The 13,531-nt window shown below is 71.1% G+C and carries 14 protein-coding genes; 7 read left to right on the top strand and 7 right to left on the bottom strand.

Annotated elements, in window-relative coordinates; genetic code table 11:
• Positions 1-41 precede the first annotated feature (41 nt).
• Entirely contained in the window at positions 42-209 is a 168-nt protein-coding gene (locus ACFYY8_RS13355) for a DUF3073 domain-containing protein (RefSeq protein ID WP_352015836.1), read from the bottom strand.
• A gap of 351 nt (positions 210-560) precedes the next feature.
• On the opposite strand from ACFYY8_RS13355, the gene ACFYY8_RS13350 reads away from it, so the two are divergent.
• On the top strand, positions 561-902 hold the full coding sequence (locus tag ACFYY8_RS13350; RefSeq protein ID WP_390040345.1) for an ArsR/SmtB family transcription factor: 342 nt from the start codon (positions 561-563) through the stop codon (positions 900-902).
• A 79-nt stretch (positions 903-981) separates the two neighbouring features.
• The gene (locus ACFYY8_RS13345; protein WP_390040343.1) at positions 982-1,359 is read left to right on the top strand and encodes a hypothetical protein; all 378 of its coding nucleotides are present in this window, start codon (positions 982-984) and stop codon (positions 1,357-1,359) included.
• Between the two features lie 37 nt (positions 1,360-1,396).
• Here the strand turns inward: ACFYY8_RS13345 and ACFYY8_RS13340 are convergent, their stop codons facing one another.
• From ACFYY8_RS13340 to ACFYY8_RS13315, 6 genes are read right to left on the bottom strand one after another with little or no spacing between them, the layout of a single operon-like run.
• Entirely contained in the window at positions 1,397-2,587 is a 1,191-nt protein-coding gene (locus tag ACFYY8_RS13340) for a cytochrome P450 (protein ID WP_390040341.1), read from the bottom strand.
• Complete coding sequence (locus ACFYY8_RS13335; protein ID WP_390040339.1) at positions 2,584-3,480, bottom strand: hypothetical protein; 897 nt, start codon at positions 3,478-3,480, stop codon at positions 2,584-2,586. Before ACFYY8_RS13335 ends, ACFYY8_RS13340 begins: the two co-directional genes overlap by 4 nt.
• Positions 3,477-6,194, bottom strand: a complete 2,718-nt coding sequence (locus ACFYY8_RS13330) for a PEP/pyruvate-binding domain-containing protein (RefSeq protein WP_390040337.1) — start codon at positions 6,192-6,194, stop codon at positions 3,477-3,479. Before ACFYY8_RS13330 ends, ACFYY8_RS13335 begins: the two co-directional genes overlap by 4 nt.
• A complete protein-coding gene (locus tag ACFYY8_RS13325; RefSeq protein ID WP_390040335.1) occupies positions 6,191-6,937 on the bottom strand; it encodes a nitroreductase family protein in 747 nt (248 codons plus the stop codon). The genes ACFYY8_RS13330 and ACFYY8_RS13325 overlap by 4 nt, the downstream gene beginning before the upstream one ends.
• 2 nt (positions 6,938-6,939) lie before the next feature.
• Positions 6,940-7,608, bottom strand: coding sequence for a methyltransferase family protein (locus ACFYY8_RS13320; protein WP_390040333.1), 669 nt, complete (start codon positions 7,606-7,608; stop codon positions 6,940-6,942).
• The gene (locus tag ACFYY8_RS13315; RefSeq protein WP_390040331.1) at positions 7,605-8,540 is read right to left on the bottom strand and encodes an AfsA-related hotdog domain-containing protein; all 936 of its coding nucleotides are present in this window, start codon (positions 8,538-8,540) and stop codon (positions 7,605-7,607) included. The genes ACFYY8_RS13320 and ACFYY8_RS13315 overlap by 4 nt, the downstream gene beginning before the upstream one ends.
• 515 nt (positions 8,541-9,055) lie before the next feature.
• Here ACFYY8_RS13315 and ACFYY8_RS13310 point away from each other — a divergent pair.
• From ACFYY8_RS13310 to ACFYY8_RS13290, 5 genes are all read left to right on the top strand, one after another.
• The gene (locus ACFYY8_RS13310; RefSeq protein WP_390040329.1) at positions 9,056-9,943 is read left to right on the top strand and encodes a TolB family protein; all 888 of its coding nucleotides are present in this window, start codon (positions 9,056-9,058) and stop codon (positions 9,941-9,943) included.
• A 280-nt stretch (positions 9,944-10,223) separates the two neighbouring features.
• Positions 10,224-11,075, top strand: a complete 852-nt coding sequence (locus ACFYY8_RS13305; protein ID WP_390040327.1) for a maleylpyruvate isomerase N-terminal domain-containing protein — start codon at positions 10,224-10,226, stop codon at positions 11,073-11,075.
• Between the two features lie 228 nt (positions 11,076-11,303).
• On the top strand, positions 11,304-11,465 hold the full coding sequence (locus tag ACFYY8_RS13300; protein WP_362911318.1) for a hypothetical protein: 162 nt from the start codon (positions 11,304-11,306) through the stop codon (positions 11,463-11,465).
• A gap of 61 nt (positions 11,466-11,526) precedes the next feature.
• Entirely contained in the window at positions 11,527-12,537 is a 1,011-nt protein-coding gene (locus ACFYY8_RS13295) for an MvdC/MvdD family ATP grasp protein (protein ID WP_390040324.1), read from the top strand.
• Positions 12,534-13,529 carry a TIGR04500 family putative peptide maturation system protein gene (locus ACFYY8_RS13290; RefSeq protein WP_390040322.1) on the top strand — a complete coding sequence of 332 codons (996 nt, stop codon included), beginning with the start codon at positions 12,534-12,536 and terminating at the stop codon, positions 13,527-13,529. Before ACFYY8_RS13295 ends, ACFYY8_RS13290 begins: the two co-directional genes overlap by 4 nt.
• Positions 13,530-13,531: the final 2 nt, after the last annotated feature.

Raw genomic sequence — 13,531 nt, 5'->3', positions numbered from 1 at the left:
TTCACCGGCACCGTACGGCTCGGCGATCCGGCGCGGGGAACCTACCGGTTGGGAAGCTCCTCCACGGGCTCTTCCGTCCGGTCCTCCTTCGCAGAGCCCCCGGTCGCGCTGAGTTCCTCGCGCAGCCGGTTGAAGTCAATCCCGTGGCTGCTGTACTTCAGCTCGCGCGCCACCTTCGTCTGCTTCGCCTTGGCTCGACCCCGCCCCATTGGCTGTACTCCCTCACACGGCCGTGCTGACCTACTGTCACCGTCGCGTCGCCGGCGAATCCAGCCTGGCGCGGCAGGTCAGGCTGTGTTCGCCGGTACCTGTACCCAGCGACGCCCTACCCCATCCTCGTATCGACCGGGATCGGGTCTGCCGAGCGGCGTTGGGGAACAGAACACGGCCTCATCCTACCTAGAAACCTGACGATTTGAACAATTATGCAATTTGCCAGATTATAAGTGTCTTGTGTTCCTCGATTGGATCCAGCAGGAGGTCATCGGTCCACGAGAAGTGGGCGGCGTCAACGCGTTCGCGGCCAGGCCGCGGGCACACGCCGACGGGGCGTCCTGATCATGCCCGTGCCGCTCTACCAGGTCAAGGCCGACCTCTTCCGCACGCTGGGGCACCCGCTCCGCATCCGGGTTCTGGAGCTGCTGCAACGCGGCCCGCTGCCCGTCCGGGACCTCCTGGTCGAACTCGACATCGAGGCCTCCAACCTGTCCCAGCAGCTCGCCGTACTGCGCCGCGCCGGGATCGTGAACGCCACCCGTGACGGGGCGACCGTCGTGTACGCGCTCTCGACCCCCGACCTGGCCGACCTGATGGTGGCCACCCGCAGGATCCTGGCGAACCTGCTGGCCGACCGGGACGAGCTGCTGGCCGAACTCCGCGATCCCGACAAACCCATTCCCTGACGCTCCCGTCTTCGGCCATGATCGACCCGCGGGCGGCATCCCGCCCGCGGGCAGCCGATCAGAGCACAGGAGCGCCGTCATGGACCCAACCGTACTCACCGCGATCGTCACCGCCCTCGTCGGTGGTGCCGCAGGCGAAGTGGGCAAGAGCGCCTGGACCTCGCTGGTCACCCTGGCCAGGAACCGCTTCGGCGGCGACTCCGGCGAGGTCGCCGCCCTTGAGGCGGCCCCCGGCGGCTCCGCCGGACGGGCCGAGGAGATCACCGGCATCCTCATCGACCGCGCCACGGCCGACCCCGCCTTCGCCGATGAGCTGGCCGCCTGGGCACAGGAGACGGCCAAGGTCGTACGGCAGAGCCACGACGTCTCCAACACCATCGGCGGCGACGCCACGATCCACGGGACGGTGATCCAGGCGGGCGACGTGTTCGGCTCGATCAACCTGGGCCCGCGCTGACGGGTTCCCCGCCCGGCCTCGACCGGGCGGGGAGGGCTCACCAGCGGACCGGAAGCTCCCGCAGTCCCCGGATGAACATGCCGCGTCGCCACACCAGGTCCTCGGCCGGTACGGCGAGCGTCAGCCCGGGAAGGCGTTCGAGCAGCGTTCCGAGGCCGACGTGGATCTCGGCCCTGGCCAGGTGGGCGCCGGGACAGAAGTGCCTGCCGTGCCCGAAGGCCAGGTGTGGGTTGACCTCGCGGGCCGGGTCGAACCGTCCCGGCTCGGTGAACACGGCGGGGTCCCGGTTGGCTGCGTCGATCAGCGGCACCACCACCTGGCCCGCGCGCACCAGGGTCTCGCCGAGCCGTACGTCCTCGGTGGCGACGTGCGGCGCGCCGCCGGTCGAACCGAGCGCGTTCCAGCGCAGCATCTCCTCGACGGCGGGGGTGAGCGCGTCCGGTTCGGCGCGCAGGCGGGCGGCCAGGGCCGGGTCCTGGAGGACCGTGAGCACGCACATGGCCAGCTGGTTGCCGGTCGTCTCGTAGCCCGCCATCAGCAGCCCGGCGCCGAAGACCACGATCTCCTCGACGCTGAGCCGTTCCTCCTCCGGCGCGGCCAGCAGTTCGGTCAGCAGGTCGGGCCCGGGCCGTCCGGCCGCGATCTCCTCGCCTCTGGCCGCGACCAGGGCGGTGAAGTAGCGCCGCGACTCGGCGTGCGCCTCGGCCACCTCCTCGGGGGCGAACCGGCCCGCGGACATCATCCTGTCCACCAGCGGGCGCAGCCTGGTCCGGTCCGCCCAGGGGACGCCGAGCATCTCGGTGATGACGCGCAGCGCGAGCGGCACGGTGAACCCGTCGACCAGGTCGACCGGCCGTTCGCCCTTCTCCAGGTCGTCGAGCAGTTCCCCGGCCACCTCGCGCAGCCAGGGCGTCTGCTGCCTGGCCCGGCGCGCGGTGAAGGCGTGCAGTACGGCCCGCCGCCTGCGGGTGTGCACCGGCGGGTCGCTGGTGGCCAGCGCCAGCGACTCGGGGGTGCGGGCGAACATCGGCCGCCCGGAGAAGGCGGCCCGGCTGAACCGGTCGTCGGAAAGCACCGCCCTGACCTCGGCGTGCCGGGAGACCAGCAGCGCCTGCCTGCCGTTCGACAGCGTCACCTCGGGCAGGCCCGGCAGGCCGAGCAGGTCCTCGTACTCCTTCGGCGGCCGGGCGTCCGGCCCCTCGGGGAAGGGGAAACGGCGGGGGGTCATCCGGCGTCCTTTCCGAGCAGAGCCACGACCAGATAGAGGACGAAGCTGGACAGCAGGAACAGGGCGGGCGGCAGCACCGGCCACCGTACGGCCCGCCGCCGCCAGAACGCGTCGGCGCCGGAGACGACGAAGCCCAGCGGGAGCACGAGCAGCCAGCCCCACGGTGAGGACTCCCACGGACGGATGAACGCCAGCGCGACCGCGACGGACACCACGGCGCTGACCGTCGAGATCACCGCCGTCCGCTCCGTCCCCCACACCGTGACGTAGCTGCGCTCGCCCGGCCGTGGCTCACGGGTGACCTTGCGGGCGAACTCCAGGTGCAGGTACGCGGTCGCCGCGGTCAGCAGCGCCGGCACCGCGTACCGGTCCGGCCCGAGGCCCGTCTGGTGCAGCACCCCGGCGTAGAGGTAGAGGTTGATCAGGATCTGCACCGGGAAGCTGACCAGCAGGCCGGTCACCACGTCGTCGCCGTGCGGCCACCCGAGCAGCCGGTCGGCCGCCAGCACCAGCAGCGCGTACCCCAGCTGCACGGCCAGCGCGACCAGGGCGATCCCCCGGCCCGCGTTGAGCGCGAGCACGACCACGACACCGACCGCGATGAGGACCGCCAGGTCACCCACCCGGACGGCGCCGCTCGGCAGCGGCCGTCCGGGGTTGTGCTCGCGGTCGTAGTCGAGGTCCCTGATGTCGTCCAGGGCCCGCATCAGCAGCAGGTCGATCGCGAAGGTCAGCGCCGCGACCACGACGCCGACGTCGGGACGCCAGCCGGTGAGGCGCGGGTCGACCAGCGCGAACAGCGCCGTGACGCCGACGGCCCAGCTCACCCCGTAGGGAAGGTAGAAGGCGGGCGGGTAGCTGCCCAGCACGTACCTGCCGAGACGGCCGATCATCCTTCGCCCTCCTCGGGAGCCTCGTCCAGGACGCGCACGGTCCCCGCGGCCCCGTCCAGCTCGATCAGGGCTCCGTCGGGGATGCGGGTCGTCGCGCCCGCGACCGCGACGACGGTCGGCACCCCGAGCAGCCTGCCGGTGATGGCGGTGTGGGACAGCAGCGTGCCGCGTTCGACGACCAGTCCCCTGGCGGCGCTCATCAGGAACAGCCACCCGGGGTCGGTCTCCCTGGCGATGAGGATCCTGTCCTGGCAGGCCTCAGGGGGGATCGAGGGGTGCGGCACGACCTTGGCGCGGGCGCGCACGAGTCCGGCGCTCGACGCCAGGCCGCGCAGCAGCCGGGGATCTCCCTCCTGCTCCCGGGGCTCCGACTGCCGTGCCCCCACGTCCCTGGCGAGGCCCTCTCCGGTGAGCAGGCGCGACGGCGGGGCGGGCAGGGTCTCGTTGAACTCCCGCTCCTTCCTGCGGTGCGCGGCCAGCGGACGCAGGTCGGCGCCGGGCAGTGTGCCCTCGAAGGCGCCGAGGACCTCCTGCACGGTCAGGTCGATCACGTCGTCCGCCCGGTCGAGGTGACCCGCCTTCGCCAGTTCGGCCCCCAGCCGGAACAGCACCCCCCGGGACAGGCCGTACAGCTCGGTGCGGCAGAACCTGGTGTCCTCCCGCGCCTTGACCAGTCCGCGCATCGCGGCGGCCAGCAGCCGCAACGCCGTACGGCGCAGCAACCCCGGGCAGCGTTCGCGCAGCTCCCGCTCGGCCTCCCGGCGGACCCGCAGCTCCTCGGCCCGGCTCGCGGCGACCGTAAGGCCCTGCCTGACGAAGGGACGGACCATGTCGAGCACCATCCACGGCCGTTGCCTGGGGGTCGGCTCCTCAAGCTTGAGGTCACCGGCCGCGCGGTCGCCGTAGCGGCGCAGGTGCGCGACGGCCGCCCCGGCGATCGCGGAGCCGTACCGGCCCTCGACCAGTTCCTCCCACGCCCGCCTGGCGTCCTCGGGCCGTTCGGCGGCGAGGACCCGCTCACGGGCGGGCCCGTTGGCGCCGACCAGTTCGGCCAGCGCGATCGCCGAACGCAGCGCGGCCAGCGAGCGGTTGTCCGGGCCGCCGGACAGCAGGCCGAGCATCAGGGCGCGGCCGTCCTGCCCGGCCCAGCGGCGCAGCAGCCGGTCGAGGGTGCCCGCGACCGTCATGCTGAAGACGCTGTTGGTCAGCGTGATCCCCCAGCGCACCGCGACCTGCGCCCACAGCCGCCGGTAGAAGGTGACCAGTTCGGCGGGTTCCGCGTGCTCGATCCGCTCGTGGGCCGTGGCGGCGGTCCCGTCCCACCAGGTCAGGAACTCGCGCACGTCACGGGGGTGGCGCAGCGCCCTGCGGAGGTAACCGGGGGCGATCCACAGCGCCCGGAGCGGCCAGCCGGGGCGGGGCGGGACCGAGCGGGGGTCGTCGGCCAGCCCCATCGAGTGCTCCCACCACCCCCTGACGAACTCGAAGACCGGCAGCCTGCCGTGCAGGGCGTACCAGGCGTCGAGGCGGTAGAAGACCCGCCCGTCCACCATGCCGACCATCCGCTCCAGGTGGTGCCTGTCGCGGCGCAGCGAACGTTCGGACACGCCCATCCGCCGGTACAGGTCGGTGAAGATCCACCGGTAGAAGTCGCGGGCGAGGGAGTAGGTCAGCGCCCCGGAGACCCCGGGGTAGCTCTCGGTGATGTTGTGGTTGCTCCACAGCACCTGCCGGGTCCGCGGTCTCTCCTCGGGGGGCGCCGCCATGGGCCTGGCCTGCACCACGTACAGCCGCCCGTCCTCGGTGAAGGTGCCCTCCACATCCTGTGGACAGCCGAAGTGCCGTTCGATCCTGGTGAGGGCCTCCACGATCCGGGAGATCCGCTCCCGGTCGAGCACCGGTTTCCCGCCCAGCTCGTCCGGTACGGCCAGCAGCGCGGGTTCTCCTGAGCCGTCCTCGCCGGGCGGGCCGACCATCCGGTGCTTGCGGACCGTCCGCTCGGTCACCTCGCCGGTGGCGTGGCTGACGAAGAAGTGGTCCACGTCGGCCTTCTCCTGCACCACGCCCTCGCCGATCCCGAGGGCCGCGGCGATCACGTGCCGGGCGGAGCCGTCACGCGGGTCGCGGCTGAAGGCGACGAAGGAGCGGGTTCCCGGCACCATCAGCTGCACGCCGACGGCGACCCGCGTCGCCGTCGGGTCCGCGCCCGCGCGCAGCCGGTACAGCACGGCCTCCGGCTTGTAGGCCGAGGCCCAGCAGCCCACGATCCTGGTGAGCAGGTCACGGCGCGGCACGTACAGGAAGCTGTCGCTCATCCCGGCGAACGGGTCGGCGGCGTCGTCCTCACCGGTCAGACCGGCCGCGGGCACCACACACGCCCGTACGGCCGCCAGCCCGTCGGGACCGATCACCTCGTCGAAGGCGGCCAGCGCCGCCTCGGCCAGCTCGCCGGGGACGGCCAGCCGGGCCACCTCCGCCGTGGCGGCCTCGCCCCAGGCCTTCACCGCCCCGGCGTCACCGAGCGGCGGCACGGCGGGCAGGCCGTCACGGACCTTCCCCACGACCAGGTCGAACGCCTCGGCGGGCAGGCAGTACAGCGGCGGCACGGGCAGGCCCGCCAGCCGCATCGACTCCAGCCTGGCGAACTTGTTGCCGACCCGCGTCACGTCGTGGAGGTCCACCCGCAGCACGGGCGGCTCCGGGACAGGGGTCACGGGTTCGGCTCCTTCCCCGGGCCGTCCTCTGAGCCGTCTCCGCGAGGGCCGTCTTGAGGGCCGTCTGTGAGGGGGCCGTCTTCGCGAGGGCCGTCTCTGAGCGGGCCGTTCCAGCCGTCGATGTGCAGGACCTCCTCAAGGGGAAGGCGGGGACCGGGCCTGAAGTCGGTCCTGAGGCTGTGGGCGGTCGGCAGCAGGCCGCCCTGGCGCACGTTCGGCGGCAGGCCGAGCAGTTCGGCCGCCTCCTTCTCCCGGTCCAGGTGGACACTGGTCCAGGTGGTGGCCAGGCCCCGGCTGCGCGCGGCCAGCGCGTAACTCCACATGGCCGGCAGCAGGGAGGCCCACAGCCCGGCCTGGTTGCCCTCCGGCAGGTGCCCGTCGGCGAGTTCGAGGCAGGGGATGACGAGCACCGGGATGCGGTGGAGCCGTTCGGCCAGGTCCCGGCCGTCGGTCGCCATGCGTCGCGTGCGCGGGTCGAGTTCGTCGAGCCGGGAGAACAGGGGCGCCATCCGTTCGAGGAAGGCGCGGCGGTAGACGTCGGCGATCCCGGCCCGCAGGCCGGGGTCGGTCAGCACGATCCAGCGCCAGTTCTGCTTGTTGGAGCCGTTGGGGGCCTGCAGGGCCAGGCGCAGGCACTCCTTGACCAGCTCCAGGTCGACCGGCCTGCTCTCGTCGAGGCCGCGCCGTACGGCCCTGGTCGTGGTGAGCAGTTCGTCGCAGGTGAGGTCGGGTCGGGGGTTCACGTTCACCACACTCCGGGGACGACGCGGGGGTGGCCGGTGGCGTAGTCGCGGTAGGCCGGGATGGCCAGCAGCTCCCGCTCCTCGACGTGGATGCGCCTGGCGATGGCCAGGGCCAGGACGACCAGCAGCGCCACGCTGAACGGGTTGAGGAAGAACAGCACCAACCCGGTGTGCCCGAGCAGCATGCCCGCGTAGGCGGGGTGACGGACCACCCGGTACGGCCCGGTGCGGACGATCACGTGGTCGTCGCGGCGGATCACGTGGTGCGAGTAGAACTGCCCGAGCGTGCGCATCGCGATCTGCCGCAGCGCGACCCCGGAGACGAACATCAGGGCGGGCAGTACGGCCAGCGGGCTCAGCCCCTGCCAGGGGAACGGCCCCAGGAGCGCCGCGGCGATCACGGCGACCCTGGCGCCCCCGTAGAACAGGAGGGTGGCGACCTCGCGGGGCGGCGCGGACGGCCTGCGGAACGTGACGGGTGTCTCCAGGGCGACCCAGACCAGGTTGGCCACGGCGAAGACGGCGGCGGCCAGGTGCGGCGGCTCACCCGCCCGGCCGAGGTGCACGACCAGTCCCGCGACGTTGGCGGTCACCGCGAACAGGAACAGCACGGGGATGATGTAGCCGGTCCACGACCTGGGTGTGGCCGGTGAGAGGGGGGTGCCGCTCACTCCTGTTCTCCGTTCTGGCGAATCCTCTGGTAGGAGGCGGGGCTGAGGGCTCTGGAGCCGTAGGACAGCGAGCCGATCGGCTCGCCCCGGCCGGTCGCCGTCCCACGGCTCACGGTGAGGTCGAAGGTGCCCCGGTTGCCCCGGGGCGGCTGGGTCGGCCAGCGCAGCGTGAGCCGTTCGGCGCGCGGGGGCGCGGCGGGCAGGTCCGCGGTCAGGCGGAGCCAGAGCATCACCGCGTCGCGGGGCCGTTCGTGCGCCAGGTGACTGGCGGCGGTCGCGAACTGCCGCCCCGCCTCGATCATCTCCTCAAGGCCGTAGTGCTCGTTGCCGTGCCTGAGCAGGAAGTGCCCGACGGGCGGGGAGACGAGCGGCACCACGTACTCCTCGTGGGAGCCCGCGCGCTCACCGTCGCGGGAGATCGTGGGATCGCCGATCAGCACGTTCCTCGGGTCGGCGCGGTGCGCGAGTCCCTTCTCGATCGGCGCCGCGGACACGTCGGGGCCCTGTTCCTCGCGGGGCTCGGATCTCGGCTCCTCCGTGAGGGTGATCGTGCCCGTACACACCGGCCGGTCCTCCTGCAGGGCCAGCACGGTCCACTTCCCCCGCTCGTCCGAGGGGTCGGCGGACAGGCCGACCCCGGGGCCGAGCTCGCACATCTTGGTGAACTCAAGCGACAGGCGCACCCGGTGGTCCCGTGACAGGACCGCGTGGCCGCGCAGCAGGTCGAGCAGTCCGGTCACCAGCAACATGCCCGGGACGTGGTCGAGGGGGTGGTCGAAGAAGTAGGGGTGGTTCTGGTCCACACACAACGTGGCGCCGTAATGCCCTGGTCGCCCCTCAGCCGGAGTGATGACGTTCAGCCAGTCCGACGCCGGCGCGCCGAACGACGTGCCCAGATGGTGATGGGATACCAATGCACAAACCTCCAGCATGGAGTGCGGTGAACAGGGTCAGGCGAATACGGCGGCCCGAAAAAAACGCCACCATCAATCGAAAAACCCTCCGATCTCCCGGTGCGCGCGACCGAAAACACGGATTCAACACGACCAATTCGCAAAGCGAACATCATCGCCGGATTCGGGTTGCGCATCTTCCAAATTGCTCTATTTCGGAGAATATGTTGACAGCACCCGTTTGGAATAGGTCTGTCGTGTTACCTGCGCAAAGATGGCAATCCGCCGGCGGTTCCGGTATCCCTAAACATCCGAAACCTGGACATAGGTAGCGAAAGTATGTTTTGGGCCCGACCCTGATGCCCGTCCGGCGTCCTCCGTCCTGGACCCGCACCGGAGCACGAGAGACCATCCCTCTCGGAACCCAGGCGCGACACGGCGGCACCCGCGGAGGCCGCCGCCCGTCCGCCCTCGGTCAAGGTCCACCGGTCACCCCCGCCCGCCGTGCCGAGGACGCCAGCCCCGGACCGGCGGTCACCGAAAGGAGATCCACCTTGTCCGACCGGACCCCGGTCACCCGCCGACGACCGTCAGCCCGGCTGGCCGTCGCGCTCATCGCCTGCTGTACGACCGGCGTCGCCGTGGCCCCGCCCGCCCACGCGGCCTACCCCGGCGTCAACGGCAGGGTCTACTACGTGCAGGACAGCGACCTCTACAGCGTCGAGGCCGACGGCACCGACCCCGTCCGGCTCACCGCGACCTCCGACGTCGAAAGCGATCCGAGAGTCTCCGCCGACGGCCACACCGTGGCCTTCCTGCGCGGCTCCGCCTCCACAGGCCCGGCCGACGTGTACGTGATGAACGCCGACGGCACCGGCGTCACCCAGGTCGCCCCCGGCCTCGCCGCCACCCGCGGCGGACTCGACGTCTCCCCCGACGGCACCAGGGTCGTCTACACCTCGGGGGGCGCGATCAAGGCCGTCGACACCGACGGCACCGATCCGGCGACGCTGGTCGCGAGCGGAGGCGGCCCTGCCTACTCCCCCGACGGCACCGAGATCGCCTACACCTACAACCGCGACATCTACCGCGTCAAGATCGACGGCACCGGTCTCACCCAGCTCACCGCGAACCCGCACGGCGGTCCCTTCCACAGCTCGGGCAGTCCGGACTGGTCCCCGGACGGCACCCGGCTCGTCTACAGGCAGGACCAGCTCGGCCCCCCTCCGGGCCTGATGGTCATGAACGCGGACGGCACCGGCAAGACCCTGCTGCACAGCGGTTCGCTCAAGGCGGTGTGGTCCCCCGACGGCGCCGGGATCGCCTACCAGTACAGCGGGCGCCTGTTCACCATGGCCCCGGACGGGTCGAACATGACCCTGCGCTACGTGCCTCCCTCAAGCATTCAGCTCAGCGACTGGTCGGCCGTACCCACGCCCTGACGGGTTCACGGGCGCGGCGCCCCGCCGGGGGCGTCGCGCCTTCCGGCGAGGAAATCCCGGGGGTTCCCCGGCCGCGCCACATTCCCAAACGGGAAATAGCTGCTTCCTGGTGGAGAAACCACGTCATCGACCATTAGGTTCGTATGTTCGGGTGTTACGGTGATGGAGTTTTCGGCCGCTCCCGTCTCGTGGAGGCGGATCGGCTTCCCTTCCGGGGAAACGCCATTCCGGCCCGCGAAACGCCTTTCACGAACCCCCACGCGAAAACATGGAGGCAGACGTGGCCGCGCCCATCACCCATGACCAGTGGAAGTCCGTACGTTCCTCCCTCAGGCGGGTCGGCGACCGGTTCACCGAGATGGTCGTCTCGGCGCCCGACGCCCGCACGGAGGTGACCCCCGGCTGGTCGGTCTCCGAGACCGCCGCCCATCTGACCGTCGTCGCCTGGCTCTACACCTCCCTGGTACGGCCCGCGGAGGTGCCCAACCCGTTCCCCTCCCTGGACGGGCGGCTGGACGACATCAGCGTCGACGACATCGACGACTTCAACGAGCTGACGCTGCGCGACTTCACCGAACGCGACCCGCGCAGGCTCGCCGAACTGCTGAACACCCACATCGACGTCCTGCTCGCCTCGACCGAGGACCTCGACCCCACGCTGCCGGTCTCCTGGCTCGGCGGCTCCCGCGTCCCGGTCGCCGGGATCATCGCCCACCTGCTCAACGAACTGCTGCTGCACGGCCACGACATGGGACGCGCCCTTGGCATGACGTGGCGGATCTCCTCCGCGGACGCGGCCTTCTTCATCGAGCTGTTCATGGCCGGGGTCGTCCGCCACGGCTCGGGACGGCTGCTGGAGACCGGCCAGCCCCGCTCGGAACGCCCGATCGCGGTCGAGTTCCGCTCGCCGTACATCACCACCGTGACGATGGTCCTGCGCGACGGGCGGGTGACGCTCGGGGAGCCGGGGCGCCGGCCGGACGTGCGGGTGACCTTCGACCCGGCGGTCTTCAACCTGATGATGTTCGGCCGCATCGGCAAGCTGAGGGCCCTGCTCAGCGGCCGGGTGGCGATCGGCGGCCCCCGCCCCTGGCTGCTGCCCGCCTTCCTGCGCGTCGTCCACATGCCCTGACGCCCTTTCCGGACTTTTCCGGATTTCTGCACCCTTTCATCACTTTTCCCCTCATATGTCGGCTGCCCCCTCTCGGGCGTCGGCGGCGAGGACCGTGAGCGGCTCCCATACTTCCTGGCCGATATCCGGATTTCCTTCCAGGAAAGATCCAAGCTGCCTACAAGTCCTCGCCAAGGGGCCGGATGAAGGATCGGTCTCGTTGAAGCGAGAAACCGATGGAGGTGTGGAATGACTGTTCGTATCGATGACCTGGACGGCTCCGCCGAGGTCTCTGACGAGGTACTGGGCGCCGTGGTCGGCGGTCGGCCGCCGATGACGCCCCCGACCCCGAGGTACGCCTCTTCGCTGGGCAACGGCACCCAGGGCGACCCGCTGCCCGACATTTCCTGAAAGTAAATGGATGGTGCCCGTACGGGTGCACGGGCACCATCCGCTTCCCGCGGAGAAACCCGTGATCCTGGTAATCAGCAGAAAAGAAGACCTCGCGGTCAACCTGGTCCTGCCCGAACTCACCGAGCGAGGAATCGAAACGCTCTGGTGGGACCCGGGCGACTATCCCACCGAGAGCCGGATCACCTCGCGCCTGACCGGCGGGCGGTGGCGGCACACCCTGGTGACGAACGGCACCGAGTACGACTTCTCCCTCTTCAGCGCCGTCTGGAACCGCAGGCCCTCCCTGCCCAGGGCGGCGGACGTCGTGACGGACGAGACGCACCGCGACTACGTCCGGAAGATCGCGCGCTTCCACCTCAACGGGTGGGAGGACACCCTGGACACGCGCTGGTTCCCCGCCCGCACCGCCGACGTGCTCCGCACCCAGAACAAGCTGCTCAACCTCGCCGCCGCCGCCGAACTCGGTTTCACCGTCCCGGAGACGACCGTCACCAACAGCCCCGAAGGACTCATCGAGGTCTGGGAGGAGACGGAGGGCCGGATGATCGCCAAGGAGGTCGAGTTCGTGGAGTTCGGGATCGACGGCATGGGCCACAACTTCTACACGACCCCGGTCTCCCGGCGGCATCTCACCGGCAGGCACCGCCTGGCCCACGCCCCCGTGATCCTGCAGCCCTACGTGGACAAGGCCGTGGAGCTGCGGATCACCGTCGTGGGCGACCAGGTCTTCACCGCCGAGATCCACTCCCAGGGCTCGAAGGCGACCCGCCACGACTACCGGCACTACGAAGGCCACTTCTCCAAGTACGCCGTCCACGACCTGCCCAAGGACATGGAACGGCGCTGCGTCGAACTGGTCCGTTCCCTGGACCTGGCTTTCGGCTGCATCGATGTGATCCTCACCCCGGAAGGCGAGTACGTGTATCTGGAACTCAACCCCAACGGACAGTGGGGATGGATCGAGGAGTTCACCGACCTGCCCGTCTCCAGGGCGATCGCCGACTGGCTCGCCGCCGGAGAACCCGCCGTCGGGACGGACGGGCCGACCCGGCAGGGAGTCCCGGCATGAGCGGGTTCCCCGAGACGCTCGCCGGGGCCGTCGAACTGCTGCGCGAGCTGCCGCGCAGGCGTGAGGCCGTACCGGACGCCCGGGAGAGGGTCGCCGCGTGGCGCGCGGCCCACCCCGAGAGCCTGGCCCAGCTCGTGGTCGACGTACGGCCCGGCACCCCGATCGTCGACTACGACCTGGTCCTCGACCACCCCGACGGAGGCTGCGTCGCCATCACCGCCCCCGCCGAGGACGGCGTCCCGTGGACGGCCGAGCACTCCACGCACTGGGCCGCGAGCAACGTGCTGTCCGTGGACGGCCAGCAGCTCTCCGTACAGACCGCCCTGTTCACGCTGAAGGCGCTCGCCGACCGCGACCGGACCGTGCACGACGACCTCATCGACTACTGCCTCCTCATCCTGGAGAGCTGGCAGGAGCCGGCCCCCTCCCAGGAGGAGCTCCAGCGGGCCTCCGACGACTTCCGCAGGCATCGCGGCCTGCACAGCCGCGCCGACATGCTGCGTTGGCTCGAAGAGGTCGGCCTGACACCCGGCGCCTACGACAACCACCTGCACTCGCTGGCCAAGATGCGCGGTTTCCGTGCCCGTAAGGAGGCCGAGTCGGCCGAGGCCTACTTCGCGGAGCACGCCACGGAGTTCGACCGGGTCTCGGCGGTGTGGGCGACCGGCTCCGAGGAGCGGCTGACGGAGCTGGCCGGGCGCGACGACCCCTTCGCCGCGCTCGGGGAGGCGGTCGCCCGGCCGGTCGGGGACCTCACCGTCCACGTGGCCGACCGGTCGGCGTCCGAACTGCCCGCCCCGCTGCGCGAGCTGGGTGAGGGCGAGGCCACCGGTCCGGTGCCCCACCGGGACGGATTCCTGTTCGGAGCCGTACGGCGCCGCGACCCCGCGCGCCCCGACAGGCCGACACTGGCCGCGGCGGGAAGGGCCGCCTTCACCGCCTTCCTCGCCGACCGGCGGGCGAAGGCCAGGATCGAGTGGTACTGGCTGTGACC

Source organism: Streptosporangium sp. NPDC001559, from assembly GCF_042893955.1.
Classification (GTDB): Bacteria; Actinomycetota; Actinomycetes; order Streptosporangiales; family Streptosporangiaceae; genus Streptosporangium.
Note: the sequence above shows the minus strand (reverse complement) of the source record. Positions and strands in the feature narration are given on the sequence as shown.